Origin of the sequence: Actinobacillus arthritidis (assembly GCF_029774155.1) — a bacterium.
Taxonomy (GTDB): Bacteria; Pseudomonadota; Gammaproteobacteria; order Enterobacterales; family Pasteurellaceae; genus Actinobacillus; species Actinobacillus arthritidis.
The window spans coordinates 159,588-180,254 of sequence record NZ_CP103833.1 but is presented as its reverse complement, the minus strand read 5'-3'; the positions used below and the strand labels follow the sequence as shown (position 1 = coordinate 180,254).

The following is a 20,667-nucleotide window of genomic DNA, read 5'->3' as shown; positions in this document are numbered from 1 at the left end:
ATTTTTTGCAAATCTGCCCGCTTGTTTTCATTCATTGGATAAGCTATGCCGATTATTTTAGGAATTGACCCGGGTTCACGAGTTACCGGTTATGGTGTGATTCGTCAAACCGGACGTCATTTAGAATATTTAGGAAGCGGCGCAATTCGCACTTCCGTTGATGATTTACCGACTCGCTTAAAACGTATCTATGCCGGCGTAACAGAAATCATCACCCAATTCCAACCTGATATGTTTGCGATTGAACAAGTGTTTATGGCGAAAAATGCCGACTCCGCTCTCAAACTCGGGCAAGCTCGTGGTACGGCGATTGTCGCGCGGTAAACCACGATTTACCGGTGTTTGAATATGTCGCTCGTTTAGTCAAACAAACTGTAACCGGCATTGGCTCAGCGGATAAAATCCAAGTGCAAGATATGGTCACCCGTATGCTTCAACTTTCGTCCAAACCGCAAGCTGACGCGCCGATGCCCTTGCGATTGCGATTACCCACGCCCATTCGATTCAACATTCTTTGGTCGTTGCAAAACAAAGTAATCAGAAAGTCAGTAGTGATAAAGAACAAATTCTCGCGTTAATGAAAACTCGGTATAGCCGTGGACGATTCCGTTTAAAAGGATAAAAAATAAGAGTAATCAATTTCTTGATTACTCTTTTTCTCTATTGTTTATTTTCTTTAGTAGGCGCAGTAACAGGTGACATCACTTCTACTTTTTCCACCTCTGCTTTTAGCAGATTTACGGTTTCTTGCGTAATTGGCTTAACCTGTACTTTTCTTGGCAGTTGATAATTGATCACACCATCTTTAGCATTACTCCACAGCTGGATTCTCTCATTAACTTCTTCAACCGATACTTTTTTAAGCATAGGTTCAAGTAATTCCGCTAACTTATTTTGTGTTAAGTAAGGCTTATCAGATAATACTGTTTCTGACATGAGCTTTAACCATTGTTGAAAATCTCGATCATTTTCATCTTTTTTTGCATTTTCGATTTGAAGCTGAACAACTTCTTTTTGTTTAGCCAGCTCTTCTTCCGTAATAGGAGAGCGTTTCAGATTCTCTATTTCACTAAAAATTTGCTTTAACCCTAATTCGTGCTGGGTTGATCCTACCGTTGCAAAAAAGCCTAGTGCCGCTGTATTTTTACCAATATCAGATTTACGTACACTCATCGCCGATATACCTTTTGGTAAGCTATTCGTTTGTAATTGTAATCGTCGCTCTATTGATGAAAGTGCCAAACGATCAATCAAACGTGCATAACGAGCTTCATTAGTACGTACGCGATGTTTAGTTTCATCAAAGCGAAAAATATAAGCTACTTGGCTTACATTACTTCTTGCATCTTGAAGCTGATTTATCACTAATTTCTCTGATAATACCGGCTCTAAATAATCTCGTTTAGGTGTTTCTTTTGCCGTAATACCGGCAAAATATTGTTGAATTTGTTGTTTTGTCGCTTCCGGTTCAATATCGCCAACCACTAACAGTTGCATATTATTCGGTACATACCACGTTTGATAAAACTGCTGTAATTGGGTTGCCGGTAAACTTTGAATATTTTCCGCCGTACCGATAATGGTTCTATCCGCATAACGAGAATCCGCACGTACGGCTGAAATACGTTTCTGATTCATCAAACTACCGACACTTTGTGACTGTTGCCAATCTTCCAAGATATATTTACGCTCATCATCCAAATCTTCTTGGGTTAATTTTGCTTGGAATAACATCTGACTGAGTAAATCAAAACTTTTATCCAAATTTGAAGTTGACGGAGGAATCATTGTATAAGTGGTATGATCATAATCTGTCATCACACGATAATTTTTATCTTTCTTCCATTTCTGCTCATTAAGATATGTCATTAAACCGTTTGGATGCGCATTTGTACCACGGAAAACAAGGTACTTAAGCGTATTTGCCGCACTTAGCTGTTCATTGGTTTCATCAATCGCTCCGGTATTGACTTTCATTCGGATTTCGATACGTCCTTTTTCCGAATGTAATGGAAGTAAGGTATAACGTAAACCATTCTCAAATTGCCCTTGAATCGGCTCGCTTTTTTCTGCATAACTTGCCGCTGAAGCGGTAAATAACACCAAAGAAGTTAAAATAATACGCATTTTTATTTTCCTAAATAGAAAATCCTCTTGCCCAAAACAAGAGAGAAATAAGTAGCGACATTCTAACAAATAATTTAAGTAAGCGGTCTAATTTACACATTTTTTTGCAAATTAAACCGCTTGTTTTTATTAAGAATTAAACGTTATGTAATCCCAATTATTCCGCTAACTCCGTACGTAATTTTTTCGTGACCTCAACCATGACTTGTAACTGCTCAACAGTTTCTTTCCAACCACGCGTTTTTAAACCGCAATCTGGATTCACCCATAAACGTTCTTTCGGTATTACTTTCAATGCCTTACGTAATAAATGTTCGATTTCGCCGGCAGTTGGCACACGAGGGCTGTGAATATCATACACGCCTGGGCCGATATCATTCGGATATTTGAAATCGGCAAATGCGGTGAGTAATTCCATATCCGAACGTGAGGTTTCAATCGTAATCACATCCGCATCAAGCCCTGCAATCGCCGGTAAGATATCGTTAAATTCCGAATAACACATATGGGTGTGGATTTGGGTATCATCTTTCACCCCCATATAACTTAAACGGAACGCTTCTCCCGCCCATTGTAAATAGGCATCCCAATCCGCTCGTTTAAGCGGTAAGCCTTCTCGAATCGCCGGTTCGTCAATCTGAATCACTTTAATTCCGGCTTTTTCCAGATCCAATACTTCGTCAGAAAGTGCCACGCCAATTTGCTTACATACGGTAGAACGAGGGATATCGTTACGCACAAACGACCATTGTAAAATCGTCACCGGGCCGGTTAGCATGCCTTTCATCACTTTATCCGTCAGACTTTGAGCATATTGCGACCAACGCACCGTCATCGGTTCAGGGCGAGTGATGTCACCATAAATTACCGGTGGTTTGACACAACGAGAACCGTAGCTTTGTACCCAACCGAATTTGGTGAAAGCAAAACCGTCCAGCAACTCACCGAAATATTCCACCATATCGTTACGTTCCGCTTCACCGTGAACCAACACGTCTAAATCAAGTTCTTCCTGCTTACGTACCACAAATTCAATTTCTTTTTGCATTGCCGCTTCATAATCGGCAAGCGATAGTTCCCCTTTTTTGAATGCGGCACGGGCGTGACGAATTTCCAATGTTTGCGGGAAAGAACCGATATTGGTAGTTGGAAGAAGCGGTAAATTTAGCCATTTATTTTGCAATTTAATTCGCTCGGCAAACGGTGACTGGCGCTTATCCGCATTTGCCGGTAAGTTAGCTAAACGTTGCGCGACTTCCGTTTTATGAATTACTTTGCTGTTTGCTCGTGCATCTGCCGCTATTTGGCTATCATTCAGCTGTTCCGCAACCGTTGCTCGCCCCGCATTTAATGCCTGTTTTAAAACCTGCGGCTCTGCCACTTTTTGTAAGGTAAAAGCTAACCAGCGATATAATTCAGGGTTAGTTTGCTGTAATTGCGTTTCTACCGCTAAATCATAAGGTGTATGCAATAGCGAACAGCTCGGTGCAACCCATAAACGCTGATTAAATTTCGCTTTTAATGGCTCCAACACATCCAATACACGATTTAAATTCGCTCGCCAAATATTACGCCCGTCAATCACACCTGCAGAAAGCACTTTCGGATAATCTTCAAATGCACTGAGTTGTTCCGGCGCACGCACGAGATCAAGGTGTAAACCGTCTACCGGCAACGCTTTTAATAAAGCGGCGTGTTCTGCCACCGAGCCAAAATAAGTTGCCAATAATAACTTCGCATTCACTTTAGCTAACTGAGCGTAAACGTCTTGATAAGCCGCAAGCCATTCTTGAGGTAAATCTAATGCTAATGCCGGTTCATCAATTTGGATCCATTCCACACCTTCAGCGACTAGTGCGGTTAAAATCTCAAAATAAACCGGCACAAGTTGCTTGAGCAAATCAAAGCGGTTAAAGGCTTCACCTTTTTCTTTACCTAGCCATAAAAATGTTAGCGGGCCGACAATCACCGGTTTAACTTGATGTCCGGCGACTTTCGCTTCACGGATTTGATTCACATAATGCGTAGGATTCGCCTTAAATTGAGTGTTTTTCTGGAATTCCGGCACAAGATAGTGGTAGTTAGTATCAAACCATTTGGTCATTTCAATCGCAAACTGCTCTTTATTACCACGTGCTAATTGGAAATATTGATCAAGGGTCAAATTTTGGCTATCAAAACCAAAACGAGCCGGTATCGCGCCAGTTGCTACTTGTAGATCTAAAATGTGGTCGTAAAACGTAAAATCACCGACCGTGACAAAATCCGCATCGGCCTGTGCCTGATACTGCCAATTTTTTTCACGTAATGCTTTTGCCAGATCTAATAAATCTTGTTCAGCTAATTCTTTACGCCAGTAGCGTTCTTGTGCAAATTTTAATTCACGTTTTGCCCCTACACGTGGGAAACCTAAGATATGTAATGTTGTCATACTTTACTCCTGCTATTTCGTTAACTCTCTTGTTAAATTCAATAGCTAGATAATGCAGAAACGTCAAACATTATGCAAACTCATAATTTTCAATTTAATTATGAAACATATTAATAAATAAATTGTTATCTATATAAAAAACAAGCGGCCAAATTTGCATTTTTTATACAAATTTGACCGCTTAGTTATTTATAACATCTTAAGTTATCGAATTACCACCAACCGAGTAGCTTCATCCAAACGCCACCGACAGTAAACCAAATAACTAACGAAGCAACCGAAATAATGAAACTTACGCCCCACCATTGCCCTGTTGTGTTGTAACCTGAACCGAATAATGCAGGTCCCGGGCCACCGGCATATTGAGTTAAACTCATTGATAAAGTTGAGGTATAACCTAAACCGATTGCCGCTAACATCGGCGGAGTGCCGACTGCGATTGCCGCGCAAGGAAAGCAAGATACATCGCTGAAATATGTGCCATTGCAGAGGCAAAGAAATAGCGGGTGTAGAAGTAAACCAGTACTAAAATACCAAATGCAATCGGCCAATCCAAACCGCCGACCGATTGTGAAATATGCGAAGAAATCCACGTGATTGCACCATATTTATTTAGCGCATTCGCCATCATCACTAACACTGCAAACCAGAACATCGTATCCCACGCTGATTTTTCAGAAATGATATTTTGCCAGTTCATAATGTTAGATAAGAGTAAAATGACTAAACCGATAAAAGCGGATACGGTTGCAGGGATACCAAATGCAAGATCACCGACGGTCCAGAGGAACAGTAATAACACAAAATCTAATGCTAAAATCCATTCCGCTTTACTCATTTTGCCCATATTTTGTAATTCTTGACGAGCCATCTCCGCCATTTTAGGCGTATCTTTTAATTCAGGCGGATAAATCAAATAGAGTAAATACGGCAGAACGATTAAACAAACCACACCGGGAACTAATGCACCGATAAACCAAGTAATCCATGAAATCTCTACGCCTTGACCGCGAGCAAGTTCGGCAATCAAAGGGTTACCAGCCATTGCTGTTAAAAACATTGTACACACAATGGTATCAATTTGTGATACTGCTAAAGCTAGAAATGCACCAGCACGTTTTGCTGTCGGACCAGGTTTAGAATCGTATGCTTCCGCGATTGATTTCATAATCGGATACATAATACCACCACCTCGAGCCGAAGCAGATGGGATTCCTGGTCCGATAACCAAATCAGCTAAAGCTATACCGTAAGCTACTCCCATCATCTTCTTACCAAAACGAGAAACGAAATAAAGAGCGACGCGTTTGCCTAATCCTGTTTTAATCACCGCTTGCGATAAGAACATTGCGATCCCGATTAACCAAATTGTTGCATTGGAAAAACCGGACAACATTGCAACTTCATCTTTACCTGCTTTAATCGGAGTTAATTCGGTAATGCCGCTAATAACTAATGCGACCAAAGTTGCTTGCTCCCATTGGCATCGCTTTGGCAATGATCGCTACAATAGTTGCGACAAATAACGCTAACATTCCCCATGCTTTCTCACTCAGTCCTTCCGGTGTTGGAATTAATATAATACCGACCCCCACTAGCACGGAAATTAACAATCCTTGCCAATTGAATCCTAATTTTACCTCAACTTGAGGTGGCTTTTTCTCTGCTGACATAATGTTTCTCCTGACTAAAACAGCTTATAGTTTAACCATAATTATTCTTGAATATACAAAAAAACATCCTATTTTTGATATTAATTAAAATTTATTTTTAAATATAAAAAATTATCAAGACTCTAATATAAGCCAAAAATAGATCACGTATTCATCTACTCTAGTCTATTTAGTGACCCATCTCATTTTATCCTTGGCATATAGCACATTCCTCTATAATATATTTCATCATTTTCCTTAATATGATGAATTATTTAGATGAAGCCAATTTTTCTTGAATTACGCCACTTAAAAACATTAGTTGCTTTAAAAGAAAGCGGTAGTGTTTCATTAGCCGCAAAACGAGTACATCTCACTCAATCTGCACTTTCTCATCAGCTCAAATTATTAGAAGATCAATATGAACTAACTCTATTTGAACGGAAAACACAGCCGCTACGTTTTACACCTGCCGGTGATCGCTTAGTGAAACTGGCTCACGACATTCTGCCTAAAATTGTTGAAGCGGAACTTGATCTTGCTCGAGTAAAACAAGGTGAAGTTGGGGAATTAAGAATTGCGGTCGAATGTCATACTTGCTTTGACTGGCTGATGCCGGCAATGGATACTTTCCGTCAAAGTTGGCCACTAGTCGAATTGGATATTGTATCTGGTTTCCATACTGATACCGTCGGTCTACTCTTAACCCATCGCTCGGACTGGGCTGTTGTTGCCGAAGCTGAGGAAACAGAAGGCATTATTTACCGTCCACTATTTTCGTATGAAATGGTTGGTATTTGTGCTAAAGATCACCCATTAGCACAAAAAGAAGTGTGGGAAGCGGAAGATTTTATTGATGAAACTTGGATTACTTATCCGGTTCCAGATGATATGTTAGATTTATTGCGTAAAGTATTACGCCCTGCCGGCATTAATCCGACACGCCGTACCAGCGAATTAACCATCGCAATTATTCAGTTAGTGGCAAGTAAACGAGGCATAGCGACTTTACCTTATTGGGCTGTCAAACCTTATTTGGATCGAGGCTATGTGGTTGCCAAGAAAATTACTCAGCAAGGGCTATACAGCAATCTTTACGGTGCATTTAGAGAATCGGATCAGCATTATGCTTATCTTAATGATTTTCATAATACGGTTAAATCGCAAAGTTTCGCAACATTACCGGGGCTACTGGTACTTGAGGAATGAGCTCAACTAAACATTAAATATAAAGCGGTCTGATTTATTTGTCTATTTGCAATATTATTGCAAATAAGCATAAAATTAGACCGCTTGTCATTTAACAGTAATTATTGGCTGGCACCAAATACGCCACCCCAAGAGGTTTCAGCACCAATTTTTGAATCGTCTTTAAGCATACCGCCAAGCTCTTTCGCATTATCGCCATAGAATTTACCTTCTACCTTCGCTTGAGTTGAGAAGCTATCAGAATGGGCTTTACCATCAAAGCTATTACCTGAAATATCTGCTGTAATATTGACAGTTTCAAGTGTTTCCACATCAATTGAGCCGTTTAGTTTTTTCGCTCCGAAATCAACATTAAATTTAGATGTCCCTTTTAACCAATCCTCATTCTCAAACTGAGTTGTACTACCGGTAATAAGTGCATCTCCATGGTAAGTTGCAGTTCCGCTTGTTGGCATTGACTCCGTTGGTAAACCATTATAGAACACATAGCTACTCTCATCTTCAGGATTTTCGATCACACCGAAGCGTACTGCACTATATTTATCACAACAAGTATGTAAACCATTCATATTTAACCAAGTACCGGCAGAAATACCTTGGCTCTTATAACTTACGCGAATTGATTTGCCATCTACGTTAATTATCTCCGTGTTTGCTCCACTAATAGCTACACGTTTTTCAATAACCTCATCATCTTGAGCAGAAAGCACAATAGCATTTCCTGTAACGGAACTTGAAGAAGATGCATTATTTACTTGCGAAGGTTTTGTAGCACTTGAATTATTTGTTTTAGAAGATTGGTTTGATTGAGAGGCTTTATCTGCGATTGGTGTATTAGCGGAAGTATCCGAGTTACCACCATCACCACCGCTACTACAAGCACTTAATACAATGCCTGATAACACAGCTAAACCTAACTTGGTCAATTTTTTCATATATGAACTCCTCATTCAGGTTAATAGAAATAAATTGGAGTATATATAGTTCTAGGTAAATAAATTGTTTGCATTGTAAATATTACGCAAAGAAAAAACGGTCGATTTTCTTAAACCGACCGCTCTTATTTATCTTTATGCTACTGTACGATATTTAGCATGTTGTTTTACCGCCTTACGAATTTGTCTAACATTAGTACGACGGCGATTTTTTGTTACATCCACTTTGGTTTCAGTTTCCGCCGGTAAGCCAACAAGCTCACGCAAATAGTTTACTTGCTCTAAGCCCATTTCTTCCCAACCGCCACGAGGTAAACCTTTTTCCAATTTGATATTACCGTAACGAATACGAATTAAGCGGCTAACTTCAACGCCTTGCGATTCCCATAGTCGACGTACTTCACGGTTACGTCCTTCGGTTAAAGTGACATCAAACCATTGATTTAAACCTGTGCCGCCAACGGTTTTAATCTGTTTAAAGTTTGCCGGGCCGTCTTCTAACTGAACACCTTTACGTAAACGTTGCAACATTGCTTCATCAATATTACCAAACACACGCACCGAATATTCACGCTCTACTTCACGGCTCGGGTGCATTAAACGATTCGCTAATTCGCCGTCTGTAGTAAACAGTAATAAACCGGAAGTATTTATATCTAAACGACCCACTGCAATCCAACGTGCACCGGTTAAACGAGGTAAGCGATCAAATACGGTTGCACGACCTTCCGGATCTGAACGAGTACATAATTCACCTTCCGGTTTGTAGTACATCAACACACGACAAATTTCTTTTTGTGCCGGAATTAAGCTGATTAAATTACCGTCAATACGAATTTTAGTGGCACTGCTGACTTGCACACGATCGCCTAAGCTGGCGATTTTACCGTCAACGCTCACACGCCCTGCGGCAATAATTTCTTCCAATTCACGGCGAGATCCTTGACCAGCACGTGCTAAAATTTTCTGTAATTTTTCACCCGCTACTTTCGCTTTTTTCTCTGCTGTCTCAATAACAGAAGCGGTCGGTTTTACTGATTTTTTTACTAATGGTTTAGACGTTGGACGGGTACGTCTTTCCGATTGTTCATCAAATTTTTTAGATGATGTACGCTTATCTTCGCTACGTTTATCAAAACGCTTTTCGCCTTGCGAATGTTTAAAAGACGGTGAACGTTTATCAGTTGATTTTTTTTGAAATGTTGTCATTAAAATTCCTTAAATTGTCGCTCTCACGAGCGTCTGAAATATAGATTTCTCCGCTGATACACAAGCGGAAAAATGCAATTAGTTAAAAGGCGTAATATCGCCCGATCCTTCACGAATAATTCGAGGACTCTCTTCGGTTAAATCAATCACAGTTGTCGGCTCTTGACCTAAATAGCCGCCGTGAATAATTAAATCCACACGATGCTCTAAATGTTCTCGAATTTCATCCGGATCCGATTCGGTAATTTCCGTATCAGGTAACATTAGCGAGCAAGATAAAATCGGCTCGCCTAGCGCCGCAATTAATGCCAAAGCGATCGCATTATCCGGTACACGAATCCCTATCGTCTTACGTTTGGTCATTAATCTACGCGGTACGTCTTTGGTTGCCGGTAAAATAAAGGTGTAAGGATTTGGGGTGTTATTTTTGATTAAGCGATAAGATTGATTAGTGACTAATGCATAAGTAGAAAGCTCTGACAAATCACTACATACCAAGGTAAAATTGTGATTTTCAGGCAATTTACGAATCGCAACAATGCGATCCATTGCATGTTTTTCACCGATTGCACAGCCTAAAGCATAACCTGAATCTGTCGGATAAATAATAACGCCACCATTTTTAATAATTTCTACCGCTTGATTAATCAAACGTGCCTGAGGGTTATCAGGATGAATATAAAAAAATTGGCTCATAGCGTAATATCCTTCGAAAAAAATGTTGGTGCATTATACACCAACATTCTTATATTCTCTAAAGTAATTGTGCCGTTATAGAAATCATCTAGTAAAAGAGCACTATAGATGAGATTTTTTAACACTACGTACAATAAAAAAAGCAAATGTAGATAAAAGCACAGCAACAATAACAAGTCCGATTGATAATCCCATTGTTTATTCCTCCATCAAATTCTCTTTATTTTTACGTATAAAATCTGCCATAAATAAACATATATACATTGAAAATAAAAACACGAAGCTATTAAATAATTTATAAAACAAACCATTCGGGCTATATAGTACAACAGGAATTGCCAAAAGCTCAATTTTACTAATATCGTCCAAGATCTTACACCAAGAATCTAAGCTTTCTTTATTAAAAGGCTTCTTAAATATATTAAGCATTTATATCTCCATTTATCAGAAGATATAACCTTAAAAGAAAAAGCACTTCTAAGCAGTAAACCATGCTTATTTTTACGATTGAGATCGCAAAATAATCTACTTTTGTATCTATTATCACACCATAGCCAATTGTTCTAACGACGGAGCAAAATAATAACTACCGGAAACCGGCTTGGTAAAACCTAACAAGCGGTCAGTTTTACCGTCTAATTCGCCAAACATACTTTTAAGCTGTTGGTCGATATTGTGTAAATGTTTTGCAAAAGCAATGAAATATAGGCCATGCTCACCACTCGCTAAGCCGTATGGTAAACTGTGACGTAGAATTTTTAGACCTTCGCCGTTTTCTTTTAAATCCACACGCCCTACGTGAGAATTTTCCGGCACATCATCAAGTTCAACGCTATCCACTTTTGTTCTGCCAATGACTTGTTCTTGACGCTCCGTGTTCATCTTATGCCATTTTGCTAATTGATGAACATAACGTTGGCTCAATACATAACTCCCACCGGCATCTTCACCCTCTTCAATTAAAGCAACTTCACGCAATTTTTCATCGGTTTGCGGATTCTCAGTGCCATCAATAAAACCGGTTAAATCACGCTCTTCCACCCAACGAAAACCATGGGTTTCCTCTACAATTTCCGCCACCGCTTTTAATTGTTCCACCACCATTAAAGCAATAGAAAAATTAATATCCGGACGATTTGATTGAATATGCACTAAAAAATCATGTTGGGTTGCCGGCGCATACTCTCGTTCCGCTTTGCCTAATGCGACAAAATCCTTTAATTCGGTAGCGGAATTAGCTTTTAACTGACTCCAAAGCGTTTTGCCGAAAGCAAGGGTAAGCCCTAATGTCTCTGTTGCAAACTGTTGCTGAATTTCTTGAAATTGATGCTGAATGGTATGAACGCTAGAACGAAAGGCTTCAATATTTAGCACATTCGCTTCAATGAAAATGCCTGATTTACGATGGGTTAGTGTAATGCCGGATTGTGGAGTTGCCATAATGTATCCCGTAAATAAGAAAATAGGTAAGAAATAATGGCTATTGTACAAAAGCAATTAAATAAAATCTGTCGTTTTAGTCAAATCTTGCACATTTAAAAAATATGCTTGACTTATTGCTTTTATACTAGTTTAATAGTACACAAATAACTTAAACAAGGAATCGTGAAATGAATCTCTATACTCAGCAAACACAACTTCCCTATTATGAAGATACAACCGTAGCGTTTTATCACTTATGTGATAAGAAACCGCATACGTTGTTATTAGATTCAGCAGAAATCCACAGTAAAAATAGCTTAAAAAGCCTATTATTCGCCCAATCCGCCTTACATATTTATTGCGATGCACAAACCGTCACTTTTGAAGCGTTAACTGAAAACGGTAAAGCCGTACTTCCCCATATTCAAGCTGCGCTGGAGCAATTATCACCAGCACCAAATTGCAAATTTTCAGCGGAATTAGACCGCTTGTCGGCAACCTTTCCGCCCATTGCCCAAAATTTAGATGAAGATAGTAAACTTAAAATCAGCACCGTGTTTGACGGTTTACGTTGTGTGAGCCAACTTTTTGCTGATAAAGCAGATCCAATCTATTTAGGCGGTTTATTTAGCTACGATTTGGTCGCCCATTTTATTCCGATGGACGGTATTCAACTACAAGATGACGGCTTAAGTTGCCATGATTACAGCTTCTATCTTGCCGAACAATTAGTGTTTATTGACCACCAAAAACAGGAATCGGTGCTACATACTTTCTGTTTCGATGAAACCCAACAGAGCCGTTTACAGCAACAAGCGGTCGAATTTAGCCAAATTCTTGCAAAATATCAGCCTTGCGAATTACGCCTACCGATTAGAACGGCAAGTGATGAAGTGAAAACCAATATTGAAGACGAAGACTTTAAGCAAATCGTTCAAAAGCTCAAACATCATCTTCATATCGGTGATGTGTTCCAAATTGTGCCTTCACGCCGTTTTAGCTTACCTTGCCCAAATATTTTAGCCGCTTATCGTCAGCTCAAAATCAATAATCCAAGCCCGTATATGTTCTTTATGCAAGGCGAAAACTTTACTTTATTCGGTGCATCACCCGAAAGTGCGCTGAAATATTCACAAGCTAATCGTCAATTAGAAATCTATCCGATTGCCGGCTCTCGTCCGCGTGGATTTGATGCTAATGGCAATATCGATCCGGAATTGGATTCACGCTTAGAATTGGAATTGCGTTTAGATCAAAAAGAATTGGCAGAACATTTGATGTTAGTCGATCTGGCTCGTAATGATGTCGCTCGAGTTTGCCAAGCCGGTACACGTAAAGTTGTGGAGCTGATGCAAATCGATCGCTATTCACAAATTATGCACCTTGTTTCTCGTGTGGTCGGTACATTACGTAGTGATTTAGATGCGTTACATGCTTATCAGGCGTGTATGAATATGGGTACATTAACCGGTGCGCCAAAAATTAAAGCGATGCAATTAATCTATCAAGTAGAACAACAAAAACGCCACAGTTACGGCGGTGCAGTCGGTTACTTAACCTCACAAGGTGATTTAGATACTTGCATTGTGATTCGTTCTGCATTCGTACAAAACGGCATCGCTTACGTACAAGCCGGTTGCGGCGAAGTATTGGATTCGGATCCGCAATCGGAAGCGGATGAAACACGTCATAAAGCGAAAGCCGTATTAAAAGCAATCGCACAAGTGAATACCAAATAAGGACGGATAAGCTATGGCACATATTCTTTTTGTTGATAATTTTGACTCGTTTACCTACAACTTAGTCGATCAATTTCGTGAATTAGGTCATCAAGTGACGATTTTTCGTAATGATTACCCGTTAGAAGATTTTTTAAACAAAGCACAAACTACTGAAAATTGTATTGTGGCACTTTCGCCCGGCCCCGGCACACCGGCAGAAGCCGGCAATATGTTAGCTATCATTAAACAGCTCAAAGGCGTTGTACCGATGATTGGCATTTGTTTGGGTCATCAAGCAATTATCGAAGCGTTAGGCGGGCGTATCGTGCATACCGGTATAGTTTTACACGGCAAAGTGTCTAAAATTGAACATGATAACCAAGCAATGTTCCACGGCATCAATAACCCGATGCCGGTTGCCCGTTACCATTCATTAATGGGGGATAATCTGCCGGATGAATTAGAAATCAATGCTCGCTTTAATAATATCGTGATGGCGGTTCGCCACAAACAATTACCGATTTGCGGCTTTCAATTTCACCCTGAATCAATCCTAACCGTAGAAGGTACTAAATTATTAAAACAATCGGTCGAATGGTCGCTTTCCACACAACATTAAGCAAAAAAATTTAGAAAAATAACCGCTTATCAGCATAACGAAAACAGGATAACACTATGCAACTCGACAACATTCTTAGCCAATTATTTGAGAACCAAGCGCTCACAAAAGCAGAATCGCAATACTTTTTTGAACAAGTAATTCAAGGTAATGTTTCTAACGAACAACTCGCCGGCGCATTAATTGCGTTAAAAGTACGGGGCGAGACAATTGAGGAAATTGCCGGAGCGGTTGAAGCCGCATTTGCAAATGCAACCGTATTCCCAACTCCCGATTACGATTTTGCCGATATTGTCGGAACCGGTGGCGACGGGCAAAATACAATCAATATCTCTACAGCCAGTGCGATTGTAGCCGCAACCTTAGGCTATAAAGTAGCAAAACATGGCGTACCGCAGCGTCTCCAGTAAAACCGGCGCAAGTGATGTACTATCCGCATTAGGGATTAATGTGGCGATTTCACCCCAAACCGCACGCCAAGCGTTAGATGAAAATAATCTCTGTTTCTTATTTGCACCGCTTTACCACGCCGGTTTTAAACACGCCGTACCGGTACGCCAAGCGCTGAAAACTCGCACACTATTTAATATTCTGGGGCCGTTAGTCAATCCGGCACACGCTAAACGCCAATTACTCGGCGTTTATTCACCGGATGTGTTAAAAATTTATGCAGAAACGGTACGCACCTTAAATCATCAACATTCGATTGTGGTGTACGGTTCCGGTTTAGATGAAGTGGCGGTACACGGCGAAACGTTAGTCGCTGAAATTGAACAAGGCGAGATCCATTATTTCACACTAACACCGGATGATTTCGGTATCCAACGCCATTCAATTGAGGCGTTAAAAGGTGGGGAACCTGCAGAAAATGCGGAAAAAATTACCGCTTTATTAAAAGGCAAAGGCGAAGCGGCACATATTGATGCGGTTGCAGTAAATACTGCTATGCTCATGCGTACTTTCGGCGAGCGAGATTTAAAAGCTAACGTACAACGTGTCAAAGATTTGCTGAGAACAGATAAAGCCTATCAGACCTTGCAAAAACTCGCCCAATACCAGTAACATATCGCCCACGCTTGTGGGCTTTTTTATAGGAAAATTTATGTATCAGCTTTATATCAATCCGCCTAAATCGTCTTGGTCGCTTCGTCCTTGGATGCTACTGAAAATGCTGGATATTCCTTTCGAGCCAAAAATTGTCCGCTACCTCGCAGATATAAATGAGCAACGACAACAATTTTCAACCTTTTCAGCAACAGCAAAAATTCCTGTTTTATATGATAATGAGGTACAAATTTGGGATAGTTTGGCGATTATTGAGTACGTTGCCGAAAGTTATCCGCAAGTTTGGCCAAAGGATAAAAAAGCTCGAGCATGGGCTCGTTCTGTTTGTGCCGAGATGCATTCCGGTTTTGAGAATTTGCGAAATATTTGTGATTTTCGACCGCTTGAAAAAATTACGCTCACGGAAATTCCTCAACAATTAGAAGATGAGCTCAAACGCTTAAACACGATTTTTGCACAAGGCTTACAACAATTTGGTGGCAAATATTTAACAGGTTCATTCTTCACTGCGGCAGATGCATTTTTATTGCCGGTAGCGGCAAGAATTAATACTTACGGATTAGCCCACTATTTTGATGAAAATGTGAGGATATACCTGCAACAAATGTTAGCATTACCTGCATATCAAGAATGGTTAAAAGGATAAAATGAAAAAAAGTATTTACGATACCCCGATTTTCTTTGAACGTTATCAACAATTACGTGAAAACCCAATCAGTATGAATGAAGTGGTGGAAAAGCCTACTATGTTTTCACTTTTACCGGATCTTACCAAGAAAAAAGTGTTAGATTTGGGTTGTGGTACCGGCGTACATCTAGCACATTATTTGGAATTGGGAGCAAGTAAAGTTATCGGTCTGGATTTATCGGAACTCATGCTAAAACAGGCGGAAAGTGATTTAGCAAAAAATTGGCAAAAATCGACCGCTTTCTCGTTGCATTGCCTGCCAATGGAACAATTAGATAAAATTCCGGAAGATCATTTTGATGTGGTCACCAGCTCGTTTGCGTTCCATTATATTGAGGACTTTGCCGATTTACTTGCAAAAATTTCCGCAAAAATGACCGCTTGCGGCACGCTGATTTTTTCCCAAGAACACCCGATTGTCACTTGCTATAAAGATGGCTATCGTTGGGATAAAAATGAGCAAAAACAACAAGTTGCTTATCGTTTAAATTATTATCGAGATGAGGGTGAGCGAGACAGAAGTTGGTTCCAACAAGCATTCAAAACCTATCATCGCACCATGGCAACAATCTGCAATCAGCTGATTCAAGCCGGTTTTGAAATCGTGCAAGTGGAAGAGCCAATGCTGGCGGAACAACCGCAATGGCATAACGAATTTAAAGATCTACAACATCGTCCGCCACTATTATTTATTAAGGCCATTAAAAAAATTAAGCGACCAATCGGTCGCTTAATACTCTGCTTATGAAAGTGGAAGTTTATAATCCGGTGTCGGATCCATTTCCGGAATAATCTCTTTTTCTGGATTTTCTACTTCCTCTTTAGATTGTTTATCTGGAGAAGTAGTCGCCTCTTTCTCTTTAATTTCATCTTTTGCTTTAACGGCTTCCTCTGCTTTTTGAGGCTTTGCTGTTTTCTCCGTATCAGTCGCTTTTACATCCGCGACTGTTATTTTTAGCTACCGGAATGTCTGTCTTAACTTCTGCATTGTTCTTAATTTCCGTTGATTTTGCAACTTCAGATTGCTTTTCTGGTGGAGCTACCTGTAAATCCTTTGGCTTATTCTCAGTGTTGACTGTTTCTTTTGGCATTTCTGCTACTTTAGCTTCTACCGCTTTACTTTGCTCTACAGACTTAGTAATTGGCGAAAGTAAACTTGGCACACCAATAGATTTTATCGGCTTTGTGGATTCTAATTTAGTTGATTGTTGCTCGGAATCTATAGCTTGATCTGTTCGTGCAACATCATCACTTAATTCAACTGTTGAAACATTTTCTTTATTAGGCTCAATAGATACTTCTTCCAAACTTTGCGGGTAATCTAATGAATGATGAACCTCTTGCTCTGCCCCAGCAATTTTTTTGGTAATTAATTTCTGGCTAAATTCCACTTTAGGATCCAACCAAATCGCAAGCATCGCATTATTAAACGCCTGATCAAACTCCTGCTCAATCACTTGATTATTTAATACAAAATAACCTTTATCTGCCAATGCAATATAACTTAATTTGTCGTCAGATTTTATATCAGGCAGAATTTTACGCAGGCGATCAATCACTGCATCTTGTTCTGGTAACGTAATACCTAAATTCGTCCAAGATTTTGCCACAGAAATCGCAAAATCTCGGCCATCAACCGGTTTACTATATTTTAAAGTTAACATAATAGGGCGTGTATCCGCTTTATATTCGCCCGTTTCTGTAAAGAGGGAAATATTATAAATTTTGAACGGTCCCCAAGTGTAATCAATATCATTGATTTTTTCCCACTTAGCGACAGCGGCTCCACTTAATAGAGCTAAGAAAAGAGATAAGAGAGCTTTGTAACGCATTTATTATTGTCCCTACAAACAAAATGAGGCTGTATTATACCTGAGCTGATATGAGAGTAAATTCATCTATTAACGTCAATGTAAATATTTTGTGATCCACTTCAAAAAATCAAAACAAAATCAACGCGAAAGAAATAAAAAAGAGTAGTATCAAATTAAACCTAAATGATTAACTAAGACATAATAGGAGTTGTATATGTTCCCTGAATTTCGTGAATTAATTACTCAATTAAAAAATAGTGATACTCACTTTTCTCGTTTATTTGATAAACATAATGAGTTAGATCAACGCATTAAAAATATGGAATCAAATATTGAGCTTGCAACCAATGATGAAATAGAGGTATTGAAAAAAGAAAAACTTCACATTAAAGATGAGTTATATGCAATCTTAAAGAAAAAATCTGTAGAATAAAAATTCTGAATTAAGTAGTTAATTATCCAACCTAAATTAATCATCCCTTTCAAAAATTTGGAAGGGATTTTTATATACTCTAATCTGTTATTCACAAAAAAGCGGTCAAACTTTGTAATTTTCTTACAAAATTCAACCGCTTATTTACTCACGATAAAATCATTAACGCCATGCTTTAAATTGATTAATTAAACCATTGGTAGAACTATCGTGGCTAGTAATTTGTTCCGCATTTTGTAACTCTGGTAAGATACGATTTGCGAGTTGTTTACCTAACTCTACACCCCATTGGTCGAAGCTGTAGATATTGAAAATAACCCCTTGTACAAAGATTTTATGTTCATACATTGCAATTAATGCACCTAAAGTGAACGGTGTAATTTTTTGCACTAAAATTGAGTTTGTCGGTTTATTGCCGGTAAATACTTTAAACGGTACGATTTCCGCAACATCTGCTAAATCTTTACCTGCCGCCACAAATTCCGCTTCAACGGTTTCTTTTGATTTACCGAACGCAAGTGCCTCTGTTTGTGCAAAGAAATTTGATAACAATTTGGCGTGATGATCGCCTACCGGATTATGTGTTTGTGCCGGAGCAATAAAATCACAAGGAATTAGTTTCGTACCTTGGTGAATTAATTGGTAAAAAGCGTGCTGACCGTTAGTACCCGGTTCACCCCATACAATCGGACCGGTTTGATGCGTTACCGGCTTGCCGTCACGACCGACAAATTTACCATTTGATTCCATATTCCCTTGTTGGAAATATGCCGCAAAACGATGTAAATATTGATCATAAGGTAATAATGCTTCCGTTTCCGCGCCAAGGAAATTACTATTCCAAATACCGATTAACGCTAATGTTGTCGGGATATTTTGCTCAATCGGTGCAGTACGGAAATGTTTGTCCATTGCATGAGCGCCCGAAAGCAATGCTTCAAAGTTCTCAAAACCTAATGATAAAGCGATAGAAAGTCCAATTGCAGACCATAAAGAATAACGACCGCCTACCCAGTCCCAAAATTCAAACATATTTGCCGTATCAATTCCGAATTTTGCAACTTCTTTTGCATTCGTTGATAATGCCGCAAAATGTTTTGCTACTGCCGATTCATCTTTCGTCGCCGCTAATAACCACTCACGTGCAGTTAACGCATTGGTCATTGTTTCTTGAGTGGTAAACGTTTTTGAGGCAACTAAGACTAATGTTGTTTCAGGATTCACTTTTTTCAGCACTTCTGCAATATGCGTACCGTCTACATTTGACACAAAGTGCATATTCAAATGATTTTTATATGGGCGTAACGCTTCAGTTACCATATAAGGACCTAAATCCGAACCGCCGATACCAATATTAATCACATCAGTAATCGCTTTACCGGTATAGCCTTTCCAACTGCCAGAAATAATACGCTCACAGAAATCTTTCATTTTAGCTAATACCGCATTTACTTCCGGCATCACATCTTTGCCGTCAACCATTACAGGCGTATTTGAACGATTACGTAATGCGGTATGTAATACCGCACGATTCTCTGTACGATTGATTTTTTGACCTGAGAACATTGCTTCAGTCGCAGAAGCTAAACCACATTCACTTGCTAACTGACGTAATAGCTCTAATGTTTTTTGATTAATCGCATTTTTAGAAAAATCAACTAGAATTTGTTCTTCAAAATTTAAGTGATATTTATCAAAACGGTTTGTATCTTCCGCAAATAATTGAGGAATATTTAAGTTATCCGCTTTATGTTGCTCTAAAGCAGACCAAGTCGCCGTTTGCGTTGGATTAATATTTTGCATTTGAATTATCCTTTTGCTTGATAAAATTAAAAATAAATTATTTTTCGGATTGACGATTTTCAAGCTCATTCAATCGTTTTTCTAATTCGTTGAGCTTTTCACGTGTACGTAATAAAACTTGCGATTGCACATCAAATTCTTCTCGAGTCACAATATCAAGTTTAGCTAATTGGGCTTGTAAAATTTGTCTGAATTTTTCTTCGAGATCATTACCGACATTTTTTAGTGGTTGGGGTAATGCATTATGGAGTTGCTGAGCTAAGGACTCTAAATTCTTTGGATTTAACATTCACTTTCTCCTTATAGAATAAGGGCCAATTTTAATGGGTTTTTCGTTAAATCTAAAGAAGAGAATAAGAATAATTAGGAATAAATCAAAAATAGAAAATATTTTTAATCAGGCAAAATAAATTGGAAATAATTAATAGGATGGCTGGGGTACTAGGATTCGAACCTAGGGATGCCGAGATCAAAACCCGGTGCCTTACCGCTTGGCGATACCCCAAAAGAAAAAAACTAACATAATGTTAGCTTATTTGATATGATAATTAGATGGCTGGGGTACTAGGATTCGAACCTAGGGATGCCGAGATCAAAACCCGGTGCCTTACCGCTTGGCGATACCCCAACACTAATTTTTTTTATAAATCGATAATGGTGCGGGAAGAGGGACTTGAACCCACACACCTCGCGGCGCCAGAACCTAAATCTGGTGCGTCTACCAATTTCGCCATTCCCGCAAATGGTGGCTACAGCGAGATTCGAACTTGCGACCCCAACATTATGAGTGTTGTGCTCTAACCAGCTGAGCTATGTAGCCATTTATTTTTGCGTTCACCACAT

At 39.3% G+C, this 20,667-nt stretch carries 14 protein-coding genes, 4 tRNA genes and 4 pseudogenes; 8 read left to right on the top strand and 14 right to left on the bottom strand.

Annotation, left to right across the window (positions count from 1 at the left end; all coding sequences use genetic code 11):
- The first annotated feature begins 45 nt into the window (after nucleotides 1–45).
- Nucleotides 46–622, top strand: a pseudogene (ruvC, locus tag NYR89_RS00905) (crossover junction endodeoxyribonuclease RuvC).
- A 38-nt stretch (nucleotides 623–660) separates the two neighbouring features.
- Here ruvC and NYR89_RS00900 read toward each other — a convergent pair.
- The 3 genes and pseudogenes from NYR89_RS00900 to NYR89_RS00890 all read right to left on the bottom strand — a co-directional run bounded on the left by NYR89_RS00900 (nucleotide 661) and on the right by NYR89_RS00890 (nucleotide 6,231).
- A complete protein-coding gene (locus tag NYR89_RS00900) occupies nucleotides 661–2,127 on the bottom strand; it encodes a M16 family metallopeptidase (protein ID WP_279445947.1) in 1,467 nt (488 codons plus the stop codon).
- 157 nt (nucleotides 2,128–2,284) lie between these two features.
- Nucleotides 2,285–4,558, bottom strand: a complete 2,274-nt coding sequence (gene metE / locus NYR89_RS00895) for a 5-methyltetrahydropteroyltriglutamate--homocysteine S-methyltransferase (protein ID WP_279445946.1) — start codon at nucleotides 4,556–4,558, stop codon at nucleotides 2,285–2,287.
- Nucleotides 4,559–4,770: 212 nt separating this feature from the next.
- A pseudogene (locus NYR89_RS00890) lies at nucleotides 4,771–6,231 on the bottom strand (DASS family sodium-coupled anion symporter).
- A 258-nt stretch (nucleotides 6,232–6,489) separates the two neighbouring features.
- Between NYR89_RS00890 and NYR89_RS00885 the strand changes: the two are divergent.
- A complete protein-coding gene (locus tag NYR89_RS00885; RefSeq protein ID WP_279445945.1) occupies nucleotides 6,490–7,419 on the top strand; it encodes a LysR family transcriptional regulator in 930 nt (309 codons plus the stop codon).
- Between the two features lie 101 nt (nucleotides 7,420–7,520).
- Here NYR89_RS00885 and NYR89_RS00880 read toward each other — a convergent pair whose 3' ends face one another.
- From NYR89_RS00880 to NYR89_RS00865, 4 genes are all read right to left on the bottom strand, one after another.
- Nucleotides 7,521–8,354 (bottom strand): Slam-dependent surface lipoprotein, encoded by an 834-nt coding sequence (locus NYR89_RS00880; protein WP_279445944.1) that lies wholly within the window; start codon nucleotides 8,352–8,354, stop codon nucleotides 7,521–7,523.
- A gap of 135 nt (nucleotides 8,355–8,489) precedes the next feature.
- Nucleotides 8,490–9,563, bottom strand: coding sequence for a 23S rRNA pseudouridine(2605) synthase RluB (rluB, locus tag NYR89_RS00875; RefSeq protein ID WP_279445942.1), 1,074 nt, complete (start codon nucleotides 9,561–9,563; stop codon nucleotides 8,490–8,492).
- A 78-nt stretch (nucleotides 9,564–9,641) separates the two neighbouring features.
- A complete protein-coding gene (locus tag NYR89_RS00870; protein WP_005598073.1) occupies nucleotides 9,642–10,259 on the bottom strand; it encodes an L-threonylcarbamoyladenylate synthase in 618 nt (205 codons plus the stop codon).
- 543 nt (nucleotides 10,260–10,802) lie between these two features.
- Nucleotides 10,803–11,699: a Dyp-type peroxidase gene (locus tag NYR89_RS00865; protein WP_279445941.1), complete on the bottom strand. Its 897-nt coding sequence runs from the start codon at nucleotides 11,697–11,699 to the stop codon at nucleotides 10,803–10,805.
- 170 nt (nucleotides 11,700–11,869) lie between these two features.
- On the opposite strand from NYR89_RS00865, the gene NYR89_RS00860 reads away from it, so the two are divergent.
- The 5 genes and pseudogenes from NYR89_RS00860 to NYR89_RS00840 all read left to right on the top strand — a co-directional run bounded on the left by NYR89_RS00860 (nucleotide 11,870) and on the right by NYR89_RS00840 (nucleotide 16,522).
- Complete coding sequence (locus tag NYR89_RS00860) at nucleotides 11,870–13,420, top strand: anthranilate synthase component 1 (protein WP_279445940.1); 1,551 nt, start codon at nucleotides 11,870–11,872, stop codon at nucleotides 13,418–13,420.
- Between the two features lie 13 nt (nucleotides 13,421–13,433).
- On the top strand, nucleotides 13,434–14,021 hold the full coding sequence (locus NYR89_RS00855; protein WP_279445939.1) for an aminodeoxychorismate/anthranilate synthase component II: 588 nt from the start codon (nucleotides 13,434–13,436) through the stop codon (nucleotides 14,019–14,021).
- A 56-nt stretch (nucleotides 14,022–14,077) separates the two neighbouring features.
- Nucleotides 14,078–15,083, top strand: a pseudogene (gene trpD / locus NYR89_RS00850) (anthranilate phosphoribosyltransferase).
- Nucleotides 15,084–15,123: 40 nt separating this feature from the next.
- A complete protein-coding gene (locus NYR89_RS00845; RefSeq protein ID WP_279445938.1) occupies nucleotides 15,124–15,732 on the top strand; it encodes a glutathione S-transferase family protein in 609 nt (202 codons plus the stop codon).
- Between the two features lies 1 nt (nucleotide 15,733).
- Nucleotides 15,734–16,522 (top strand): class I SAM-dependent methyltransferase, encoded by a 789-nt coding sequence (locus NYR89_RS00840; protein ID WP_279445937.1) that lies wholly within the window; start codon nucleotides 15,734–15,736, stop codon nucleotides 16,520–16,522.
- On the opposite strand, the pseudogene NYR89_RS00835 reads toward NYR89_RS00840, so the two are convergent.
- A pseudogene (locus NYR89_RS00835) lies at nucleotides 16,517–17,606 on the bottom strand (chalcone isomerase family protein). The gene NYR89_RS00840 and the pseudogene NYR89_RS00835 sit on opposite strands and share 6 nt — an antisense overlap.
- Nucleotides 17,607–17,802: 196 nt before the next feature.
- Here NYR89_RS00835 and NYR89_RS00830 point away from each other — a divergent pair.
- Nucleotides 17,803–18,021, top strand: a complete 219-nt coding sequence (locus NYR89_RS00830) for an HP1242/YdcH family protein (RefSeq protein WP_279445935.1) — start codon at nucleotides 17,803–17,805, stop codon at nucleotides 18,019–18,021.
- Between the two features lie 162 nt (nucleotides 18,022–18,183).
- Here NYR89_RS00830 and pgi read toward each other — a convergent pair whose 3' ends face one another.
- From pgi to NYR89_RS00800, 6 genes are all read right to left on the bottom strand, one after another.
- Nucleotides 18,184–19,824 carry a glucose-6-phosphate isomerase gene (gene pgi / locus NYR89_RS00825; RefSeq protein WP_279445934.1) on the bottom strand — a complete coding sequence of 547 codons (1,641 nt, stop codon included), beginning with the start codon at nucleotides 19,822–19,824 and terminating at the stop codon, nucleotides 18,184–18,186.
- 37 nt (nucleotides 19,825–19,861) lie between these two features.
- Nucleotides 19,862–20,113: a ubiquinone biosynthesis accessory factor UbiK gene (gene ubiK, locus NYR89_RS00820; protein WP_279445933.1), complete on the bottom strand. Its 252-nt coding sequence runs from the start codon at nucleotides 20,111–20,113 to the stop codon at nucleotides 19,862–19,864.
- Between the two features lie 141 nt (nucleotides 20,114–20,254).
- Nucleotides 20,255–20,329 (bottom strand) — tRNA-Gln (locus NYR89_RS00815).
- Nucleotides 20,330–20,377: 48 nt separating this feature from the next.
- Nucleotides 20,378–20,452, bottom strand: a tRNA-Gln gene (locus tag NYR89_RS00810).
- 27 nt (nucleotides 20,453–20,479) lie between these two features.
- A tRNA-Leu gene (locus NYR89_RS00805) sits at nucleotides 20,480–20,564 on the bottom strand.
- A 3-nt stretch (nucleotides 20,565–20,567) separates the two neighbouring features.
- Nucleotides 20,568–20,644 (bottom strand) — tRNA-Met (locus NYR89_RS00800).
- Between the last annotated feature and the right edge of the window lie 23 nt (nucleotides 20,645–20,667).

Coding starts and splice junctions, on each gene's coding strand:
- NYR89_RS00900 (WP_279445947.1), bottom strand. CDS start 2,127: ATGCGTATTATTTTAACTTCTTTGGTGTTATTTACCGCTTCAGCGGCA.
- metE (WP_279445946.1), bottom strand. CDS start 4,558: ATGACAACATTACATATCTTAGGTTTCCCACGTGTAGGGGCAAAACGT.
- NYR89_RS00885 (WP_279445945.1), top strand. CDS start 6,490: ATGAAGCCAATTTTTCTTGAATTACGCCACTTAAAAACATTAGTTGCT.
- NYR89_RS00880 (WP_279445944.1), bottom strand. CDS start 8,354: ATGAAAAAATTGACCAAGTTAGGTTTAGCTGTGTTATCAGGCATTGTA.
- rluB (WP_279445942.1), bottom strand. CDS start 9,563: ATGACAACATTTCAAAAAAAATCAACTGATAAACGTTCACCGTCTTTT.
- NYR89_RS00870 (WP_005598073.1), bottom strand. CDS start 10,259: ATGAGCCAATTTTTTTATATTCATCCTGATAACCCTCAGGCACGTTTG.
- NYR89_RS00865 (WP_279445941.1), bottom strand. CDS start 11,699: ATGGCAACTCCACAATCCGGCATTACACTAACCCATCGTAAATCAGGC.
- NYR89_RS00860 (WP_279445940.1), top strand. CDS start 11,870: ATGAATCTCTATACTCAGCAAACACAACTTCCCTATTATGAAGATACA.
- NYR89_RS00855 (WP_279445939.1), top strand. CDS start 13,434: ATGGCACATATTCTTTTTGTTGATAATTTTGACTCGTTTACCTACAAC.
- NYR89_RS00845 (WP_279445938.1), top strand. CDS start 15,124: ATGTATCAGCTTTATATCAATCCGCCTAAATCGTCTTGGTCGCTTCGT.
- NYR89_RS00840 (WP_279445937.1), top strand. CDS start 15,734: ATGAAAAAAAGTATTTACGATACCCCGATTTTCTTTGAACGTTATCAA.
- NYR89_RS00830 (WP_279445935.1), top strand. CDS start 17,803: ATGTTCCCTGAATTTCGTGAATTAATTACTCAATTAAAAAATAGTGAT.
- pgi (WP_279445934.1), bottom strand. CDS start 19,824: ATGCAAAATATTAATCCAACGCAAACGGCGACTTGGTCTGCTTTAGAG.
- ubiK (WP_279445933.1), bottom strand. CDS start 20,113: ATGTTAAATCCAAAGAATTTAGAGTCCTTAGCTCAGCAACTCCATAAT.